This is a genomic window from Denitratisoma oestradiolicum, from assembly GCF_902813185.1.
Lineage (GTDB): Bacteria > Pseudomonadota > Gammaproteobacteria > Burkholderiales > Rhodocyclaceae > Denitratisoma > Denitratisoma oestradiolicum.
The window spans coordinates 43680-62783 of the sequence record NZ_LR778301.1; the positions used below are offsets into that span (position 1 = coordinate 43680).

A 19104-nucleotide genomic window follows, 5' to 3' on the forward strand; every position below is an offset into this window, starting at 1 on the left:
GCGATGACCGTATTCGGTGATCTGACCCAAGCCATGTCCGCCATCGTGCTCACCACCTTTGGTGAGCCGGTGGTGTTTCACATCGAAGGACAGCCTCAGGCCTTGGCGGGCCGGGGCGTGTTTACCGCGATGCACCAGGAGGTGGATGCCAGCACGGGCGTGTCGGTGTCCAGCGTGCAGCCCGTGCTGGAGGTACGGCAGTCAGATCTGCCCGCCACGCCCACTGAGGGCGATGCGGTGACGGTGCAAGGTGCGCTCTACCTGATCGTCGAGGTGCGACCCGATGGGCTCGGCTTCCTCAAATTGATGCTGCACAAAGGGGGCGGCCATGAAGCACCCACGCACCCTGATTCGTGAGGCAGTCAAGGAACGTCTGTTAGCGCAGTTGCCGGCCATTGACCCGCGCATCACCGCCGCGCGCATCAGCATCCATCGCAGTACCCCGCTTTTTGCCGGCAAGCTGCCAGCCATCCTGATCTACACCCGCGACGAGCGTATCGAGGATCAGCCCAATGCCGATGCTGGCTTGCGCTATCGGAAGCTGGAGCTGTCGGTCGAGATCATCGCCAGCGGTGACGCCGCCGCAGAGGAAGCCGATGTGCTGGCACAGGCGGTTGAAGCCATCCTCGATGCCGACGAGACCTTGGGGCTGCTGGTCGAGGGCACACGCTTGACCCGCACCGAGGTCGATCAGGGCGGAGAGGGCGACACGCCCATTCTGGCTGCTCGCCTGTCTTTCGAGATCAGCTACTGGACCAAGCCTGTGATCGATGACAGGGTGCTGCCGCTGCCGCTGCAGGTGCTGGTGAGCTGGGTGCCGGAGATCGGCCCTGGCCATGAGCACAGCTATCAGCCGGCCGGCACCCATTACCGGGAGCCGACCTCATGACCGAGCGCAACCTGCACCAGGACATGACCGAGGCAGAGCGACGCATCAGTAACGTGGCGCTGATGGGCCAGGTGGTGGCGCTCGACACGGCGCGTGCCCGCGTGCGGGTGCAGGCTGGTCCCATCACCACGGGCTGGTTGCCTTTTGCGACGGTACGGGCCGGGCTGGATCGGACCTGGCATCCGTCAGAGCCGGGCGAGCAGGTGTTGCTGGTCGCACCGGGCGGTGATCTCAACCAGGGCGTGGTGGTGGGCTCGATCTACCGCGCCGAGCATCCGGCTCCGGCCGATTCGGCGGATATCTCGCGCACCCTGTTCAAGGATGGGGCGGTGATGGAGTACGACCGCGCCCAGCACCACTGGCGTTTGGCTGTACCGGCCGGTGGAAAGATCGTGCTGCAGATTGGCGCTACCACCCTGGAGCTGCGTGATGACGGCACGACATTCTCGACGCCGAAACTTCTCGCCGATGCCGCAGAGAGCACCTTCACCGGCACGGTGTTGGTGAAGAAGCTCTTCACCTACCTCAAGGGGCTGGTCGGCAAAGGCAGTGGTGGTGCCGGGGCAAGCATTGAGGGCGACATTCAGGTCAACGGTAATGTCTCGGCCACCGGCTCCATCATGGACGCCGGCGGCAACTCGAACCATCACTCGCATTGAGCGTGATGCGACCCTGGGGAGAATTGAGGGGAGACCACTACCGACCCTCGCTTCACCTGCCGGCGGTATTCGTTTCAAACAAAGGTTGCGGCAGAAACCCCGAAACGCTCGCTCAGCGCCCGCACTTGCCGAATGTTGAGCTCGCGCTTGCCGGTCAGAATTTCAGAGACAACGCCCTGGCTGCCGATTTCGGAAAGATCACTTTGCTTCAGGCCGTGCTGCTCCATCAGGAATTTCAGGGCTTGCACGCCGGTGGTCTCGGGCAGTGGGTGATGCTCAGCCTCGTAGTCCTCGATCAGGTCGCCCACGATGTCAACCAAGCCCATGGCGGGATGGTTTTCATCGCCCTGGGTTTCATCCAGCAGGGCTTCGAGCATTTCGGTCATCCGCGCGTAGTGGGCCTCGTCCCGAATGGGGGCGATATCAGTGGCGGCACGGAACTGTTCCCAGACAGGGAGCAGGTGCTTCACGTCGATGGCTGCATTCATGATTTCCACGCTCCTTTGTCGTAATCCCGGTGGGTGAGCACCGCCTTGATGTACACGATTTGCTTCTCGAACCGGATGTAAGCGATCAGACGGTACTTGTTGCCGCCAATATCGAACACCACCAACTCGCCAACCTTGTCCACCGCATTGAAGGCGGCTTTGAGCTCGGCCCAGTTGGCAAACCGGTTCTTTTCAATCACCCGCCGCCATCCCTGCAAGGGGGCTTCGGCCTGAGGATGATCGGCAGCGAAGGCCCGCAGGGCGCTGTTGCTGATGATTTTCATGGAGTGAGTTTATCTCAGATTGAGATAAACGCAAGCGAACCCATCCCGAAGGCCATCGATGCTAGGAATCAACGCCCAAACTGGCCAGCCCCTGGCTGGCATCGACCACCTGCGCCAGAGCATCCGCGACATCCTGACCACCCGCATCGGCACGCGTGTGATGCGCCGTGACTATGGCTCACGCCTGCCAACGCTGGTCGACAACCCCATGACCCCGAGGTTGGCCATGGATCTGTATTCAGCCACCGCCGAGGCGCTGGCGCGTTGGGAGCCGCGTTTCAAGCTCACCCGGGTGCGCATCGCCAGAGCAGAAGTCGGGCAAGTCGTGCTCGATCTGGAAGGCATCTATCTGCCCGATGGCCAGGCCACGGTCCTTACCGCAGTAGAGGTGTGAATGACCACGCTCAGTGATCTGGCGAGTTTGCCAACCCCGGCAGTGATCGAGACCTTGTCCTTCGAGACGATCTTCTCTGAACTGCAGACCGAGTTTCAATCCCGCTATCCGGACTACTCGGCCCTCTTGGCCTCGGACCCGGCAGTCAAGCTTCTGGAGGTCGCGGCTTATCGTGAAGTGCTGCTCAGGAACCGCATCAACGCCGCTGCCAAGGCCTCCCTCCTGGCCTTTGCCACCGGCAGCGATCTCGACCACCTGGCCGCTTTCTACGGCGTGACGCGTTTGATGGCTGAGACCGATGAGGCGCTGCGCCTGCGCACCCGTCAACGCATCATCGGCTTTGCCAATGCCGGTGGCGCGGCACACTACCGCTACTGGGCGCTCTCGGCCTCCCCCGAGGTGGCCGATGTTGAGGTCGACAGCCCGGAACCCGGGCGTGTGCGCATCAGCGTGCTCGCCAAGGGCGAAGCAGACACTGTCCCGGATGCGGTGCTCGATGCCGTGCGCGCTGTGGTGTTGCGCGACGACATCCGGGTGCTGACCGATACCGTCGAGGTGGTGCCGGCCGAACTCATTCCCGTCACGGTGAGCGCCCGGATCTGGCTCTACCCCGATACACCCGTGGCGGCCTTCGAGGCCATCGTGGCACGGTTCAAGGAAGCGTTGGCTGCGCAGTCGGGCCTGGGCTGGGATCTGACACCGTCCTGGTTGATTGGCGCGTTGCAGCGTCCTGGCGTGCACAAGGTCGAGTTGCATTCACCCACGACCGACATTCGCGCCAACGCCAACCAAGCGGTGCGGCTGATGAATCTGAATCTGGAATTTGCGGGGAGGGATCGATAGCGCTTCGCGTCTTCCCATTTCTCCCCCTGCGCTGGAGGGCACATGACCGCTGACCATCTGCTGCCCGCTAATGCCACACCGCTGGAGCGGGCGCTATCCCTGGCGACCAATTCGTTGTCCCGGCTGACACTGCCGGCAGATGCGATCCGCCAGTTCAAGACCGATCCGTCTGACCCGCTGCTGCCTTGGCTGATCTGGGAATACGGGCTGGGCGAATTGCTGCCCTATTTGCCGGAGCCGCGCCGCGCCATCGCTGAGGGCATCCTCTGGCAGAGACTGCGTGGCACCCCGGCCGCGCTGGCGACCGCCTTGTCCTGGATCGGGATGCGCGCCACGGTCGAGCAGGAACCGCCCGGTGTTCGCTTTGCCGAGTTTCAACTCGATCCGGGAGAAGTGCTCGACAACGACACGGCGATTGCCAACCTGATCGCCATCGCCCGTCTGTCGGCACCGGCCCGCAGTCGGCTGTCACGCATCTATCACGGCCATGACCTGCGCCGCGTCTTGCTCGATGAGAGTCGGCTGGGCGAGGCGCTGCTGTCCGATCACAGTGGGGTGTTCTGGCGGGACGGGCAGACCAAGTTGTCCTTTGGCCGGGGCCACCAATGGGTGAACCCACCGCCCGACATCGTGCTGGCGCCCGCGCGGGAGGCTGTGCGCTTTGTGGTAGCCCGCCTGATCGACCGCACCCTGTTGGACTTTTCCAGCTTGGTGAACCAGGCCACACGCTCAACGAGGAGATCCTGCACTCGCACCTGTTCACGCTCGCTAATGCGCTGGGCGTGCCTGATCCATTGGGGATGCGCCCCGAGCGGAGGTTTTGCCGGGCGATGGTGGTGCTCTCGGACAGCACGCCCTTGGGCGACATCAACGCCAACCTGCCGCGCTTTGTCTGGCGGGAGACGGGCGCGCCGATAGCGCTGGGTAGCGGTGACCGGTTGTCCGCAACGCCACACCGGCTGACACGGGTAGAAGTGTTGGAGCGCTTCGTTCGTGGCCATCCGGGTGATCTGGTCGTGCCGACCTTGGCTCTACAGAGTCACCGTGCTCGGCAGGCTATCTCCCGGGTTCAGGCCCGTGCCGATCAGGCGCTGGGGATGTGGGCCTTGGGCGAATCGTTGCCTAGCCTGGACCAGGGTTTTGTACGCCGCGATCACACCCGAGGCAACCCTGCCTTGCCCGATGCCGCTGGCTGGCGGTCACGCCTGTATCAACGGGCTCAGGTGGTGCTCAGTGAAGTCATTCTGGGCGAGATCAATACCCGCACGCCCCGGCGAGCACTGCTGCGCACACGGCCGCTGTCCACCCTCGGCGATCTCACCTTGGGTGATGTGGCCGAGGTCGAGTGGCGAACGCTGACCGAGATGCACATCGCTATCTCGGGCTTCACCGATGCGACGCCCTACGGGTTTGTAGAAACGCCAAGCAGCCTGTCGCGCTTGCTGACCCGAAGCACCGGGCGCAACACCCACACGCAGGCTGCGCCCTCGCGTGTGGCCTTGGCCAGCGGTCGTGCCACCTGGAGCGGCCAGACCTGGACCGGCGTGCGCTGGCCGACCTCGAGTTGGACCGACACCCGCGAGCTGATTGGCTGCGCCCACAGCACGCAGTCCTGATTTCTCTACCCCCATTCATTTTCTGGAGCACCCGATGGCCATCCTGACTGCCAGCGGTCGCGCTGCGCTTGCCGCCGCGATCAAAGAACAAACCCTGCACCTCGCCCTGGGCGAGGGCGATCCGCTGTGGGACACCACCAAGGCGATCAGCACATCCTTCGATGAAGCGGGTGTGATCGAGCTGGGCTTCCAGCATCTGGCCGACATCCGCGTCACCTCGCTCGATGACCAGACCGAGTACACGCTCGACATCGACTACAGCGCCAATGCCCGCGAGGGCGTGATCCGGCGTCTGCCGGCCAGCACCATCCCCGAACAGGGCGAGGTGACGATCCATTTCAAGGTTTCCCATCCGCCCGAATCCATAGGCCAGACGGCGCTGTTGCGCGAAGTAGGCCGCCGGGTGGTCGATGAGGCGCATTTCGTCGCCGCTGACCCAGAGGGCGAGATCGTGGTGCCGACCGGACGCTACCGGCTGGTCACCGAGCCCACGAACCACCTTTTCATTCGGGTGCGCTTCGACTTCGAAGATGCCGCCACCAGCGTGGTGCGCGAGCAAGGCCTCTTCGTCGGCACCCAGACCGATCCCGAACTGCCCGTTGGGCAGAAATTCTTCGTGCCGAGCCAAGTCGTTGAGCCCGGCATCCTCCTCGTGCTGCAGAACTCGGTGCCCATCGTGCGCCAGCCCTCGACTCGCGAGACCTTCGAATTCGTCGTCACTTTCTAAATCGCGAGGCCATCCATGATCGAGCGTTACTACAACCTGTTTGACCCGGCCAAGCACTACACCCAGCTCTTGTTCCGCGCCGGCGACGGCCTGCAATCCCGAGAACTCAACGAGATCCAGACCACCCTGATCCACCGTCTGCAGGGCGTGGCTGATGCGCTGTTGAAGGATGGCGACATCGTCAGCGGGGCCAACCTGCAGATCGAGGCTGATTCGGGCCTCGTGACCCTGGAAGCCGGTCGTGTCTATCTGCGTGGCGCGGTGCGCGAGGTGCCTGCCGCCACGTTCACAGTGCCGGTCGATGGTCGGGTGGCCGTCGGCGTGCGCTTCACTACCCGCACGGTCACCGAACTCGAAGACCCCAACCTTCGCGAACCCGCCGTCGGCGTGCGCAACTACCAGGAGCCGGGTGCCGGGCGGCTGCAGGAGACCCTCGCCTGGGGCTGGGAAGGTGCCGGCACCAGTGATGGCCAGCCCGGTGATTTCCACGCAGTCTATGCGCTGGACAACGGCATCCTGGAGAACCGCCGCCAGCCGCCGGTGCTCGATGGCGTGATTGCGAGCCTGGCGCGCTACGACTATGACGCCAACGGCCACTACGTGACCGAAGGGCTGGGCGTGCGTTTCCTCAGCACCAATACCGATGCCCAAGAGCACATTTTCTCGGTCGCCGAGGGCCGCGCCAACATCGACGGCTTCAAGGTCGAGCGCAGCCAATCGCAGCGCCTGCGGCTGCCCATTGACCCGGACCTGCAGCGGGTGTCCTCGGAACCGCAGGTCTTCAACGACAGCGGCGATGGCTCGATGGTCGTCACGATCAACCGTCCGCCGTTGGCGCAGGTGCTCGACATCAAGGTGACCCAGCAGAAGACCGAGACCGTGGTCCATGGCGCTTTCACCGGCAGTCGCGATGTCTTGACCGAACCGACGGTGGTGGCCGTGCTCACCATCAAACAAGGCACGACCACCTACGCCCAGGGCACCGACTACAAGGTCGTCGGCGATGAGATCGACTGGAGTCCGGGCGGTGCCGAGCCGGCACCCGGATCGAGCTACCAGGTCACCTACCAGTACATCGCCAGCATCACCCCGACCCACCTGACCGACACCGGCTTCAAGGTCACGGGCGTGGTGCAGGGTTCCACGATGTATATCGACTACCAGTGGAAGCTGCCGCGCGTGGATGTGCTGGCGCTCACCGCCGATGGCCAGGTGGAACGCATCAAGGGGATTTCACAGGTGAGGAACCCCATCGCGCCCACGGTGCCCGCTTCGCGGCTGGCGCTGGCCGAGATCGCCTATGACTGGCGCAATGGCGCTGAGCCTGCGGTGCGCAATATTGCGATTCGCACCATCAAGGTCTCGGAACTGACCGCGATGCAGCGCCAGATTGCCGACCTCTATGACCTGATGGCGCTGGAGCGCCTGCGGGTGGACGCCAACATCCGTGAGCCCGCCGCCAAGAAGGGGCTGTTCGTCGACAACTTTCTCGACGATGACTTGCGCGACCAGGGTGTGGCGCAGACCGGCGCGGTGGTGGCGGGTGTCCTGACCCTGCCGATCACCGCCAGTGCCCAGCACGCCAAGGACAACGGAAACACGCTACTGACACTGGACTACACCCTGACGCCTGTGGTGGAACAGTTGGCCCGCACAGGGTCGATGAAGATCAACCCCTACCAGGCCTTTGAGCCTGTGCCGGCCCGGGTGACGTTGAACCCTGCGGTTGACCAGTTCACCGTCACAAACACCACCTGGGCGTCGGACGTCACCGAGCGCCTGATCACTGGCAGCGGTGTGCTCGAACAGGTCGTGGAGACGCGTCGTTCGGAGCAGGTGCTTGCTTCCTCGAGTGAGGAAGCCCAGTTTCTGCGCAGCTTGCAGGTCGACTACACAGTCATGGGGTTTGGGCCGAACGAAGCCCTGGCACAACTGCGCTTCGATGGCATCGGGATCGGCCAGCCAGCCGGCACGGCAGCCAATGCTTCCGGTCTGCTCACGGGCAGCTTCCAGATACCGCAGGCGATTCCGGCTGGCGCCAAGTTGGTGGAATTCCTGGGTGCCGGCGGCAGCTACGGCTCGGCGACTTATGTCGGGCGAGGCCAGATCGTCACCGAAACGCGCCGACGCATTCTGACTACGGTGGTGCGCCGTTGGGACCCGCTAGCGCAGACCTTCACGCTGCCCGAGCGCCGCACCATCGGCGGGCTGGAGCTGTGGTTCACCACCAAGGGTGGCTCGGCTCCCGTGATCGTGCAGATCCGCGAGACGCAGGTCGGCATGCCCACCACCACGGTGCTGACTGAAGGTCGCTTGGCGGCCTCGGACATCAAGACCGACGGCAACCCGACCCGGATCACGCTCGATCCGGTGGCGCTCGAGGCCAACCGCGAGTACGCCATCGTGGTGCTCACGGACGACGCGAACCACGCCGTGTCGGTCGCGGAACTCGGCAAGTACGACCCGCGCACCGGTTGGGTCACCGCTCAGCCCTACCAGATCGGTGTACTGCTCTCATCGAGCAATGGCATCACCTGGACACCGCACCAGACGCAGGACCTGACGTTTCGGCTGCTGGGCTGCCGGTTTTCGCAGACGAGCAAGACGGTCTCGCTGGGCCAGTACACGGTGACCAACCTGTCGGATGTGATGGCACTCGCGGGCGTTGAGCGTCCAGCGGCTGGCACCGACGTGCAGTTCCTGGTGACTGATGCGCAAGGGCGGATCTACACCCTGTCGGAAGATCAGGGGCTGGCCTTGAGCGAGAAGCTCTCGGGCAACCTGGCGGTGTCGGCCAAGCTCACGGGTTCGGAAGCGGCCAGTCCGATCCTCTACCCGGGCACGCAGCTGGTGTTCGGCACGCTGGAGGCCGCTGGCGACTACCTGTCGCGGGCGATTCCGGCTGCTGCCACCTTCAATGTGTCGGTGACCTTCGATGCGCTGACGCCCGGCACCTCGAGTGTCTCGGTGCAGGCGGAGTCAGGCACGCCGGGCAGTTTCCAGGCGCTGTCCTTGTCTTCTGGCGTGGAGGTGGGCAACGGCTGGGTGGAACGTACCTACAAGACCACCAGCCTCGTCGGCGTCGGTGCCGACCGCACCACGCGCGTGAAGCTGGCGTTGTCCGGAACACCCCAACACCGGCCCTTCGTGCGCAACTTGCGCGTCATCGTCACCTGATGGGGATGAGCGATGACCCATGAGCGCACGCCGCGCGGCTATCCGCTGCCGCACCCAGAGCACCTGCTGTCTGAAGACGTCCTCAACCTGCGTGAGGCTCTCACCCGCATCGATGCGGATGTGGCCGCGCAGGAGGCGTCCACCCAGCAGGGCCAAGACCAACTCACCGAACGGCTGCACCGCCAGCAATTGCGGGTGTTTCACCAGTTCGGCTTTTAAGAGGAGTTTCCCATGGCCAAAGACCCCTTGCTGCGCGATGCAGTGCGCGCGATCAAAGCCAAGATTGAAACCGCTGCCGAGATCGCCACACCCGAAGAGCTGGCGTACCTCGGCACCGCCATCGACCGCATCGGTGGTCGCGCCACCGTCCTTGAGGTCGAGGAGATGGGCGACATCAAGATGGCGGAGATGTCGGCGCACGCGACCTCCGTAGAGACAGCGACGCTCGACACCATTGCCACGGCCGCTGATGTGGCCATTGCCAACGTCACGGCCACCAAGACAGCGGCCGAGACCGCGATCACCGCCACCAAGACGGCGGCGGAAGCCTCGGTCACCCAGACCAAGAACGCGGCCTTGGCCGTGATGGCACAGACAGAGACCAGTACGGTGGCCACCGTCAATGCGGCGGCCCAGACCGCGATCCAGCAAACCGCCAGCAGCCGTGACCAAGCCATCGCCGCGACACAAGGCGCGGCTGACCAGGCGATCTCCGCCACGCAAAGCGCGGCCGATCAGGCCGTGGCCACGGCGCAAGCCGCTGCCAACAGCGTCACCCAGCAACTGGTGCTGGGGCGCAAGACCTTCTTCTTGGCCCAACTCTAAGGAGCTCCCTCAATGTCCATTTTGGGAACGGCGCTGCCAGCCGCCAACACGCTGGCGACCCTTTATGAAGTGCCCACCGGACGTCGCGCTGTGGTCAATGTCGCGGCTTGCAACAAAGGCACAGCTGCGGCCAAGGTGCGCGTGGCGCTCACCGCGTCAAGCACGCCGGCCGAAAGCGAATTCATCGAATTTGAAGTGAGCCTGGCGGCGACCGAAGTGCTGGAGCGCACCGCACTTTCCTTGGCCGCCGGTCAGAAGATCGTGGTGCAGGTCAGTGCCGCCACCGTCAGCTTCAACGTCTGGGGCATCGAGGAGGTGGCGTAATGGGACGATTTTTGCGCACGCTGCCGGTCGAGACCGCCCCGGCCTATGAGAAGCAGCCCCTGCCCCTGGTGGGGGTGTACTCCTCGTACAACAACAGCCCGGACTGCAGCATCTACGACTCGGATTTCAATCTGGTCAGCCGGGCCAACCAGACCAATGCGGGCAATGCCTGGGCGACCTCGGGCGAGATCTGGTCGGACTACACCGGCTGGAACTACACCAACGGCCAGGTGAGTTCCAGTTCGGCAGGTACCTATTGGATCAAGGCCACGCCCTGCTATTCGGTCGATGGCCACCAGCTGCTGCGCCTGTCCGCCAATGGCGGCATGGCGATGCGTCAGCCCGACCAGATGGGCAGCTTCATGGCCAATTTCGGCGTGATCGTGGGGCCTGAAGGCTATCGTCAGCCGATGTCGCTGTGGTTCTCCGGCACCACCTTGCGCCAATACACGCGCGGTGGCTTTGCCCAGCTGGATCAACTCACCACCGGCCTGGCAACTGCCTCGGCCGCCACCTGGGCAGGGGCCAACACCAATATGCGCAGCGCTGTCGGCTACCACTGGGGCGCAGGACTCTTGGTGCTGATCGAGGCGCGCGACGCCAGTTGTAACTACCGCGCCCATATCTGGAAGCACCCAACGGCCAAGCTCTCGGGCAAGCCTGGGGAACTGGATCGCTTCATTCTGGAAGCCAAGGCCGGCAGCAACGGTGCGAGTTACCAATATGTGGATTTCAGCTGGAACGCCAACGGCTCGACCGGCTACACCGAGAGCCAGTACCGGATGCGGGTCATCCCGACCAAGAGCGGCAAGATCGCCCTGGTGCGTTTCGTGCCGAGCAACTGCTCGCACATGGCGGTGCTCACGCCCGGCACCGGCAACACCGGCACGCTGGACACCAACTTCACGACCGTGTCCTGCACCACGTCCTACGGCATCGAGCAGGGCAGCTACTACGGGATGCGTCACCAGATCACCTGGGACAACCAGTGGGTGGCAGCTTTCGCGCCCTATTACTACTACGGCTCTGGCCTGTCCGGGCACGTTGTCAACACCGATGACCCGACGCGCTACTACCGGCTGTCCTACAGCAGCAGTTCCTGTGGCGTCTCGATCATCCCGATTCGCGCCAGTGGCTTTGCCTATTCCTTCCACGAGAACAACGCCGACTCCAGCCAGGGCTTGAACGTCGGCCTGATGGATTTTGGGGGCGTGGGATTCCAGACCACGGGGGTGCTGGCCAATGGGGGCGCGGTCAGTTTGTCGACCAGCCGCTACTGGATCGATACCGGCTACACCAGCACCAATTACCCCTGCCTGATACCCGTTGAGAACTGGAAGATCTAAAGGAGACCGAGATGCCCAAGTTCTACATTGCATTTCACGACAACGGGGTGGTGCGCGATATCGCTACCGACGCGCTGGAGGGATACCTGCCGGCACCCAGCAAAGCCACCTCAACGCTCGCACTGCGCTATGCCCTGCAAGACGGCAAGGTAGTCGACCGCTTCCCCGGCAAATCCGACGAGGAGGTGCTGGCTCTCATAGCGGTGGAACAAGCCGCACAGGTTGAGGTCTCTCCACCCCAGAAGGTCATCACCAAGCTGGCTTTCATGAACCGCTTCACCATGGAGGAGTTGGCTGCGATCTACACCGCTGCCAAGACCGAGGTGATGGTCGAAGTGTTCCTCGACAAGTTGAAGATCGCTGAAGAGGTGAATCTGGCGGATGCCCAGACCATCGGTGGCCTGCAGGCGCTCGCCGCCAGCGGCCTCTTGACCGAGGCCCGGGTGCAGGAGGTGCTGCAGTGATGGCCGCCCTGATCCGCGCGATCTCAAACCGCCTGTCGATGCTGGCCATTTGGATGCTGTGCCAGATTGCGGCGGTGATCGCGTCCGTGTGGATGCTGATGGCCATCGTCACCGGTTCCCGCCGCGCCTGGACCCTGGCGGTGGCTCACGATCAGCTGGCCAATGCCGCTTTCGGTGGGTACGAGGACGAGACGCTCAGTAGCCGCGCTGGCAAAGCTGCGCGCGAGGGCAAACGCTGGGCCTGCGTGTTGTGTCGGCTGCTGAATCGGCTTGATCCGAACCATTGCGAGAAAGCCATCGAGCCCGATGAGGGCAAACCCATCGCCTGAACTCATCGTGCAGTCATCCCCTTATTGAACCGATCCGCCGCTGGCGGATTTTTTGTTTCTGGAGCCCACCCATGGCAGATCACTTTCTTCACGGGGTCGAGGTCGTTGAAATCGACAACGGCCCGCGTCCCATTCGCACCGTCCGATCCTCGGTGATCGGTCTTGTCGGCACCGCACCGGATGCCGATGAGCACAGCTTTCCGCTGAACACCCCGGTGCTGATTGCCGGCTCTCGCCTGGAAGCGGCCAAGCTGGGCGCCACCGGCACCTTGCCGATGGCCATCGATGGCATCTTCGATCAGGCCGGTGCGCTGGTGGTCGTGATCCGCGTGGCCGAAGGGGCGACCGAGGCCGAGACCCAGACAAATGTGCTGGGTGGCGTGGATGAGGCTGGTCAGTACCTCGGCCTGCAGGCGCTGCTGGCGGTACAGTCCGTGGCCAAGGTGACACCGCGCATCCTGATCGCCCCCGGTTTCACGCACCAGCGCCCCGTTGATCCCGACGACAGCCTCCGCCAATTGGCGAACCCGGTGGTGGCCGAACTGCTCGGCATTGCCGAGCGCCTGCGCGCGGTCATCATCGCCGACGGTCCCAACACGACGGACGCCGCCGCCATCGACTACCGCGAGGACTGGGGTTCGCCGCGCATCTACGTGGTCGATCCGCACGTCAAGGTGATGAAAAACGGCGCCGTAGTCACCGAGCCGGTGTCGGCGCGTGTGGCGGGCCTGATTGCCAAGATCGACAACGACCGAGGCTTCTGGTGGTCGCCGTCGAACAATGTCATAAACGGCATTGTCGGCAGCCACCGTCCGGTGGACTTTGCACTCGGTGACCCGAATGCCCGGGCCAACCTGCTCAACGAGAACGAGGTCGCCACCATCATTCAGGAGGACGGCTACCGCCTCTGGGGCAACCGCACCTGTTCCTCGGACCCGAAGTGGGCCTTCCTCAGTGTGCGGCGCACCGCTGACATGATCAACGAGTCGCTGCTGCGCGCCCACCTCTGGGCGGTGGATCGCAACATCACCAAGACCTACGTCGAGGAAGTCACCGAAGGCGTCAACGCCTACCTGCGCCAATTGAAGGCCCAGGGCGCGATTCTCGGCGGCAAGTGCTGGGCCGACCCGGATCTCAATTCGCCCCAGTCCATCCAGGACGGGAAGATCTACTTCAACTTCGACTTCACCCCGCCGTACCCGGCCGAGCACATCATTTTCCGCTCGCACCTGGTCGATGACTATCTCGAGGAGATTCTGTAATGGCCATCGAACTCCCGCGTGTTCTCAAGAATATGAATCTCTTTGTCGACGGCCGGGGCTACGCCGGGCGCATCGACGAGATCCAACTGCCCAAACTGACTCTGAAGACCGAGGAGCACCGCGCCGGGGGCATGGATCTGCCGGTCGAAATCGATCTCGGCATGGAGAAGCTCGAAGCCGAGCTGACCATCGCCGACCACGACCCGGAGGTCTTCAAGCTCTTCGGACTGCTTGACAACGCCGCGACGCAAATCACCATCCGGGGCGCCATCCAGGCGCAGGGGGCGGAAGCCAAACCGGTCATCGTCAATCTGCGCGGTGGCTGGAAAGAGCTCGACGCCGGCACCTGGAAGCCCGGCGACAAAAGCACCCTGAAGGTCTCGGTGGCGGCCAGCTACTACAAGCTGACCATCGATGACGAAGAGTTGATCGAGATCGACGCCATCAACCTGGTGCGCAAAGTCGGTGGCACCGATCAGATGGAAGCCATTCGTGCCGCGATTGGTTTGTGATGAATGCCGAGATGAACAACAAGGAGCCCACCCATGAACACCGGTGAACGCATCAAACTCAACTTTCCTATCGAGTACGACGGCGTACCGATTGCCGACATCGCGCTGCGTCGTCCCACCGTCGGTGATCACCTGGCCGTGCAGAAGTCGGCCGGCACGGATGCTGAGCGCGAGATCCGGCTGATCGCCAACCTGGCCGAGTTGCCGCCAGCGGCGATCCACCAGCTGGACATGAAGGACTACGCCCAGTTGCAGAAGGTGCTGGGCGGTTTTTTGCAGTGAATCCGGGCGAGCTCACGGCGCTGGTCGTTGAGCTTGCTCTGTACACCCACTGGCCTCGATCCGAGTTGCTCGCCCTGGAGGTGAGTGAGTTGGTCGAGGCCTTGTCACTGGCGCGGCGGTTGTCTGCTGCTCATCCAACTGCTTGAGGTTTCCCCATGGCCCATCCCGTACAGATCAGCATTGGCGCCACGCTGGCGGCTTCCCTCGGGTCTGCCGTGCGCGGTGCCCAGGCGCAGCTGAACCAGCTGGGCTCCACGATGGCGGAACTCGGCAACAAGCAGTCCGGTATCAAGCAGCTGGAAACCTTGCGCAGCCATGCCAAGGATGCGGCGCTGGCCATGCGCGCTGCTCGGCAGAAGGTCTCCGGGCTGGAAGCGAACATCGCCGGCCAGGATGGTGGTGCCACGGCCAAGCAGGCGCGCGAGCTCGAGCGTGCTCGTGTCGCAGCCACTCGGGCGGAGGAGGCTTACCGTCGCCAGCGCTCGGCCGTCGATGAACTCTCGACCTCGCTGCAGCGCGCAGGGGTCAACACCCGTGCCATGGGCACCGAGTCGGCGCGCCTTGGCAGCCAGCTCGAAACCCTGCGTGCCCGCACCGAAGCGCTGACACGGGTGCAACAGGCCCAAGCCCGTAATTTGGAAAACCGCAGCGCCTATCGCGCCCAGATGATGGATGCCGTGGCCCTGGGCGGTGCGCTGTATGGCCTGGTGCAACCGGCGGTCCAGTTCGAATCGGTGATGGCTGATGTGAAGAAGGTGGTCAACTTCGACACGCCAGATCAGTTCGGGCAGATGAGCAAAGATGTGCTCTTGATGTCGACGCGCATCCCCATGGCCGCTGACGGCATCGGCGCCATTGTTGCGGCGGCCGGTCAGGCCGGTATCGCCCGCGAGGAGCTGCTGCGCTTTGCCGAGGACGCCGCCAAGATGGGCGTGGCCTTCGACCTGTCGGGCCAGCAGGCCGGTGCGGCAATGACGGGTCTGCGCTCGATCTTCGGATTGACGCAAGACGAGGTGGTGAAGTTGGGTGATGCCATCAACCATCTGTCCAACAACATGGATGCCAAGGCATCCGACTTGCTCAACATCGCCAACCGGGCGGGATCGACGGCGAAGCTGTTTGGCCTCTCCGGGGCGCAGCTAAATGCCTTGGGCGCGACCTTCCTCGCACTCAAGACGCCCCCGGAGGTCGCAGCGACCGGCATCAACGCGCTGCTGATGAAGCTCGCCACCGCCGACAAACAGAACGAGCGATTCCAGCAGGGACTGCAGGACATCGGGCTGTCGGCTGAGGTCATGAAAGAGATGATCGGCCGCGATGCCCAAGAGGCGCTGACGACCTTCCTGCGGCAGGTGAAGAAGGCGCCCGATCTGATGGGCACCCTGTCCGATCTCTTCGGCATGGAGTACGCCGACGACATTGCCAAGCTGGTGGGTTCGATGGATACCTACGAGAAGGCGGTGGGTCTGGTCGCTGATCAGACCGCCTACGCCGGGTCGATGCAGGCCGAGTACGAAGCCCGCTCGGCCACCACCGCCAACAACCTGCAGCTCCTCAAGAATCAGATGAGCCGGCTGGGCATCACGGTGGGCAATGCGCTGCTGCCGGCCTTGAACAACCTGGTGGGCGCGCTGATGGCGCCCATCGACAGCCTGGCCAATCTGGCCGAACGGTTTCCTGTCGTCACCCAGGTGGTGGTGGGGACTGTCGGTGCCGTGCTGGCGCTGAAGGTGGCGACGATTGCGCTGGGTTACGCCTGGACCTTTGTGAAGGGGCCGATCCTGGGTGCCCAGGTGGCGTTCCAGTCAGCACGGGCCGGTCTGGCGCTACTGCAAGTTCAGGCTGCCACGACTGGGGCGAGCGCCGGCATTCTGTCTGTCGCCTGGAACCGCATTCAGACCGGTGCCCTCGGTTTGATTGCACCGATCAAGTCGGCAGCACTGGCCTTCTGGTCGATGCTGCCGGCGATTGGTGCAACGACGGCCGCGCTGCTCGCCAACCCGATCACCTGGATCGTTGCCGGCATTGGCGCGGCGGTCGCAGGCCTGGCGCTGGTGATCCGCAAATACTGGGACCCGATTGCCGCTTACGTCGGTGGGATATTCGAGGGCATCCGGTCGGCCATGCAGCCGGCCATCACCAGTCTCTCCACAGCACTGGCACCGCTGGCGCCGATTGGAACCCTCGTTGCCAACGTCTTCGGCTTCATCGCCGATGGCGTGAGCCGGGTGGTGGGCTGGGTCGGGGCTTTGCTCGCGCCAGTGACACTCTCCACGGAGGAGTTCAACAGCCTGTCCGCCTCCGGCCAGTCTCTCGGGTCGGTGATCGGCAGTGTGTTGAGCACGGCTTTCACGGTGCTGACCTTGCCGATCCGAGCGGTGGGCACCTTGGTGGGGTGGGTGATCGATGGTTTTACGGCGCTGGCGTCCTTCTCGCCGTTGGCAACCATCAGCGCCGCCTGGCAGCCGGTAGCGGATTTCATGAGCGGTCTCTGGTCCGGCATCACCGCTAACGTCGGTCAAGCCATCGACTGGATCGCCGGCAAGATCGGCTGGGTGATGAATGCCGGCAAGCAGGTCGGCGACTGGTTCGGTTCGCTCTTCGGTAGCGATAAGCCGGCGTCGCCCACTGCCACGGCACCGGCTACTGCGCGTCCGGCAGCAGTCGGTGGCACTGCCGCGCTGGCTGCGCCACGCCCCTCCGTCGGTACTGCACCCGTTGGCATCGCGCCGATGTCGGCGGGCAGTCCGTCAGTGGCGAGTGCCAGACCGGTGACGATGCCGGCGCAACCACTGGCTGCGCGTGGCAACACCAGTGTCTCGCTGTCCGCCCCGATCACGGTCAATGCCCCGCCCGGGATGGATGCGCGCGAGATCGCCGCACTCATCGAGTCGCGCCTACGCGCGCTTGTGCGCGAGACCACCCGCAGTCCGGCGGCAGCGATGTACGACTGATTTTTCTGTTGGGAGGTGTGCCATGGCCGAACGGGTGATGTTGGGCCTGGGCGAGTTTCGTTTTGAAATTGCCACGCTCGCCTACCAGAAGTTTTCCCTCAACCAGTCCTGGCGCTGGCAGGAGCAGGCGCGCATTAACCACGATCCGGCGCTGCAGTTCGTCGGGCGCAACGTCGGCGAGATCGAACTCGATGGGGTCGTCTACCCGAGCTTCAAGGGCGGCCTCGCCCAGGTCGAAGCGATGCGGGCGCTGGCCGATGCCGGCAAACCGCTGCAGCTGGTCGATGGCCTGGGCCGTATCTGGGGTGCTTGGGTGATCACGGAGATCGGTGACACCCGCACAGTATTCGCCGATGACGGTCAGCCCAGGAAGCTTGAGTTCCGCATCAAGCTCAAGGCCTATGGGGAGGATCAGTCATGAGCCGGCCGATCCTCAAACGGGTGATCACCCGTGATGGCGATGTGCTCGACGATCTGGTCTGGCAGCACTATGGAGATGGCGGCCGCAGCGATCTGCTTGCCGCCGTGCTCGAAGCCAATCCGCAGCTGGCCCAGTTGCCCCCGGTCCTTGTGGCCGGTCTGGTGATTGAGTTGCCCGATCTGCCGCTGCCGGCTGAAGCGCCGGTGATTCGGTTGTGGTCATGAGGAGGGGAAGATGCAACCGATCTTCCGCATCTACGCTGACCGTGTAGAGATTACCGGCGCCATCCGCGACCGGCTGATCGAATTGGTGGTCTCCGACGAAGCCGGAATCCAGTCCGACGAACTGAAACTGATCCTCGATGATCGCCGCCGTGTGGACGGGGCGATTGCCGAATTGCCGCGCATCGGCACGGTGCTCACCGTGTCGCTGGGTTATGCCGAAACCCGGCTGGTGTCCATGGGGCGTTTCATCGTCGATGAGGTGGAGATCCGTTCGCCACCGGCCACGCTGACGGTTTCAGCCAAGGCCGCCGATATGGTCGGCCCGTTTCGCAGTCCCAAGACCCGCTCCTGGGATGAGACGACGCTGGGCCAACTGGTCGAGACCATCGCTGCCGAGCACCACTATCAGGCCAAGATCGATCCGGAGCTGGGCGCCATCACGATCCCGCATCTGGACCAGACCGCTGAGTCGGACATGGCGCTGCTCACTCGCCTGGCGGCCAAACACGATGCCGTGGCCAAACCCGTGGCTGGGTTTCTGGTGCTGACCAAGCAAGGCGCGATCAAGACCATCACCGGCCAGGTGATGCCGACGATCACCCTCAGATCCAATGATCTCTCCGAATGGCGCTACCGACACTCTGCGCGCAAACCCGGGGGCAGCGGTTCCACCAGCGATCCCGATACGCAACAGCCGCCGACTACGGTCACCGGCGGCACCAAGGCGTACTGGTGGGACTTCGAGAAAGGCGAGCGCCGGGAAGTGACCACCGGATCACCACCGTTCGAGGAAATCCGCTACGTCCACGCCACGGAAGCCGAGGCGAAGGCTGCAGCGGCCACGCGCAAGAACACCGGGGAGCGTGGGCAGGGCGAACTGTCGTTCAGCCTGCCGGGCGATCCGCGACTCGCTGCTGAAGGAAGGCTCTCGCTCTCTCTGCGTCCAGGCATCCCGACCGACTGGCGCATCAAACGCGTCGAGCACCGCCTGGGCGCCCAGGGATTCACGACGCAGGTCGAGTGCGAGCGTTTCACTGCCTCGCCGGCTCCGGTGACCGACGCCGCCACCGAACCCAACAGATAA

At 63.9% G+C, this 19104-nt stretch carries 24 protein-coding genes; 22 read left to right on the plus strand and 2 right to left on the minus strand.

Annotated features, from left to right (window positions below):
- Window positions 1-3 precede the first annotated feature (3 nt).
- From DENOEST_RS00305 to DENOEST_RS00315, 3 genes are read left to right on the plus strand one after another with little or no spacing between them, the layout of a single operon-like run.
- Window positions 4-357 (plus strand): head-tail joining protein, encoded by a 354-nt coding sequence (locus DENOEST_RS00305; RefSeq protein WP_183148180.1) that lies wholly within the window; start codon window positions 4-6, stop codon window positions 355-357.
- The gene (locus DENOEST_RS00310; RefSeq protein ID WP_145770260.1) at window positions 329-889 is read left to right on the plus strand and encodes a hypothetical protein; all 561 of its coding nucleotides are present in this window, start codon (window positions 329-331) and stop codon (window positions 887-889) included. The genes DENOEST_RS00305 and DENOEST_RS00310 overlap by 29 nt, the downstream gene beginning before the upstream one ends.
- Entirely contained in the window at window positions 886-1548 is a 663-nt protein-coding gene (locus DENOEST_RS00315; protein WP_145770259.1) for a phage baseplate assembly protein V, read from the plus strand. Before DENOEST_RS00310 ends, DENOEST_RS00315 begins: the two co-directional genes overlap by 4 nt.
- A 74-nt stretch (window positions 1549-1622) precedes the next feature.
- On the opposite strand, the gene DENOEST_RS00320 is transcribed toward DENOEST_RS00315, so the two are convergent.
- Window positions 1623-2036, minus strand: a complete 414-nt coding sequence (locus DENOEST_RS00320) for a helix-turn-helix domain-containing protein (RefSeq protein ID WP_145770258.1) — start codon at window positions 2034-2036, stop codon at window positions 1623-1625.
- Window positions 2033-2320 carry a type II toxin-antitoxin system HigB family toxin gene (locus DENOEST_RS00325; protein ID WP_145770257.1) on the minus strand — a complete coding sequence of 96 codons (288 nt, stop codon included), beginning with the start codon at window positions 2318-2320 and terminating at the stop codon, window positions 2033-2035. Before DENOEST_RS00325 ends, DENOEST_RS00320 begins: the two co-directional genes overlap by 4 nt.
- 58 nt (window positions 2321-2378) lie before the next feature.
- On the opposite strand from DENOEST_RS00325, the gene DENOEST_RS00330 reads away from it, so the two are divergent.
- From DENOEST_RS00330 to DENOEST_RS00420, 19 genes are all read left to right on the plus strand, one after another.
- On the plus strand, window positions 2379-2714 hold the full coding sequence (locus DENOEST_RS00330; protein ID WP_145770256.1) for a GPW/gp25 family protein: 336 nt from the start codon (window positions 2379-2381) through the stop codon (window positions 2712-2714).
- Entirely contained in the window at window positions 2715-3557 is an 843-nt protein-coding gene (locus tag DENOEST_RS00335) for a baseplate assembly protein (RefSeq protein ID WP_145770255.1), read from the plus strand. It abuts the gene before it with no gap.
- 42 nt (window positions 3558-3599) lie between these two features.
- Window positions 3600-4475 (plus strand): phage tail protein, encoded by an 876-nt coding sequence (locus tag DENOEST_RS00340; RefSeq protein ID WP_183148181.1) that lies wholly within the window; start codon window positions 3600-3602, stop codon window positions 4473-4475.
- The gene (locus DENOEST_RS00345; protein WP_183148182.1) at window positions 4415-5173 is read left to right on the plus strand and encodes a hypothetical protein; all 759 of its coding nucleotides are present in this window, start codon (window positions 4415-4417) and stop codon (window positions 5171-5173) included. The genes DENOEST_RS00340 and DENOEST_RS00345 overlap by 61 nt, the downstream gene beginning before the upstream one ends.
- Window positions 5174-5207: 34 nt before the next feature.
- On the plus strand, window positions 5208-5900 hold the full coding sequence (locus tag DENOEST_RS00350) for a hypothetical protein (RefSeq protein WP_145770253.1): 693 nt from the start codon (window positions 5208-5210) through the stop codon (window positions 5898-5900).
- Window positions 5901-5915: 15 nt separating this feature from the next.
- On the plus strand, window positions 5916-9077 hold the full coding sequence (locus DENOEST_RS00355) for a DUF4815 domain-containing protein (protein ID WP_145770252.1): 3162 nt from the start codon (window positions 5916-5918) through the stop codon (window positions 9075-9077).
- A 12-nt stretch (window positions 9078-9089) separates the two neighbouring features.
- Entirely contained in the window at window positions 9090-9296 is a 207-nt protein-coding gene (locus DENOEST_RS00360) for a hypothetical protein (RefSeq protein WP_145770251.1), read from the plus strand.
- 12 nt (window positions 9297-9308) lie between these two features.
- Window positions 9309-9902 (plus strand): hypothetical protein, encoded by a 594-nt coding sequence (locus DENOEST_RS00365; RefSeq protein WP_145770250.1) that lies wholly within the window; start codon window positions 9309-9311, stop codon window positions 9900-9902.
- A gap of 12 nt (window positions 9903-9914) precedes the next feature.
- Window positions 9915-10226, plus strand: a complete 312-nt coding sequence (locus DENOEST_RS00370; RefSeq protein WP_145770249.1) for a hypothetical protein — start codon at window positions 9915-9917, stop codon at window positions 10224-10226.
- A complete protein-coding gene (locus tag DENOEST_RS00375; RefSeq protein ID WP_145770248.1) occupies window positions 10226-11572 on the plus strand; it encodes a hypothetical protein in 1347 nt (448 codons plus the stop codon). Before DENOEST_RS00370 ends, DENOEST_RS00375 begins: the two co-directional genes overlap by 1 nt.
- 11 nt (window positions 11573-11583) lie before the next feature.
- Window positions 11584-12036: a hypothetical protein gene (locus DENOEST_RS00380; protein WP_145770247.1), complete on the plus strand. Its 453-nt coding sequence runs from the start codon at window positions 11584-11586 to the stop codon at window positions 12034-12036.
- Entirely contained in the window at window positions 12036-12365 is a 330-nt protein-coding gene (locus DENOEST_RS00385) for a hypothetical protein (protein WP_197970465.1), read from the plus strand. Before DENOEST_RS00380 ends, DENOEST_RS00385 begins: the two co-directional genes overlap by 1 nt.
- Before the next feature lie 71 nt (window positions 12366-12436).
- Entirely contained in the window at window positions 12437-13627 is a 1191-nt protein-coding gene (locus DENOEST_RS00390) for a phage tail sheath protein (protein WP_145770245.1), read from the plus strand.
- Window positions 13627-14139, plus strand: a complete 513-nt coding sequence (locus DENOEST_RS00395) for a phage major tail tube protein (protein WP_145770244.1) — start codon at window positions 13627-13629, stop codon at window positions 14137-14139. The genes DENOEST_RS00390 and DENOEST_RS00395 overlap by 1 nt, the downstream gene beginning before the upstream one ends.
- Before the next feature lie 33 nt (window positions 14140-14172).
- Window positions 14173-14421, plus strand: a complete 249-nt coding sequence (locus DENOEST_RS00400) for a phage tail assembly protein (RefSeq protein ID WP_145770243.1) — start codon at window positions 14173-14175, stop codon at window positions 14419-14421.
- A 155-nt stretch (window positions 14422-14576) separates the two neighbouring features.
- Entirely contained in the window at window positions 14577-17375 is a 2799-nt protein-coding gene (locus DENOEST_RS00405; RefSeq protein WP_145770242.1) for a phage tail tape measure protein, read from the plus strand.
- Between the two features lie 22 nt (window positions 17376-17397).
- Entirely contained in the window at window positions 17398-17796 is a 399-nt protein-coding gene (locus tag DENOEST_RS00410) for a phage tail protein (RefSeq protein ID WP_145770241.1), read from the plus strand.
- On the plus strand, window positions 17793-18020 hold the full coding sequence (locus DENOEST_RS00415; RefSeq protein WP_145770240.1) for a tail protein X: 228 nt from the start codon (window positions 17793-17795) through the stop codon (window positions 18018-18020). Before DENOEST_RS00410 ends, DENOEST_RS00415 begins: the two co-directional genes overlap by 4 nt.
- A gap of 10 nt (window positions 18021-18030) precedes the next feature.
- Window positions 18031-19104 (plus strand): phage late control D family protein, encoded by a 1074-nt coding sequence (locus DENOEST_RS00420; protein WP_145770239.1) that lies wholly within the window; start codon window positions 18031-18033, stop codon window positions 19102-19104.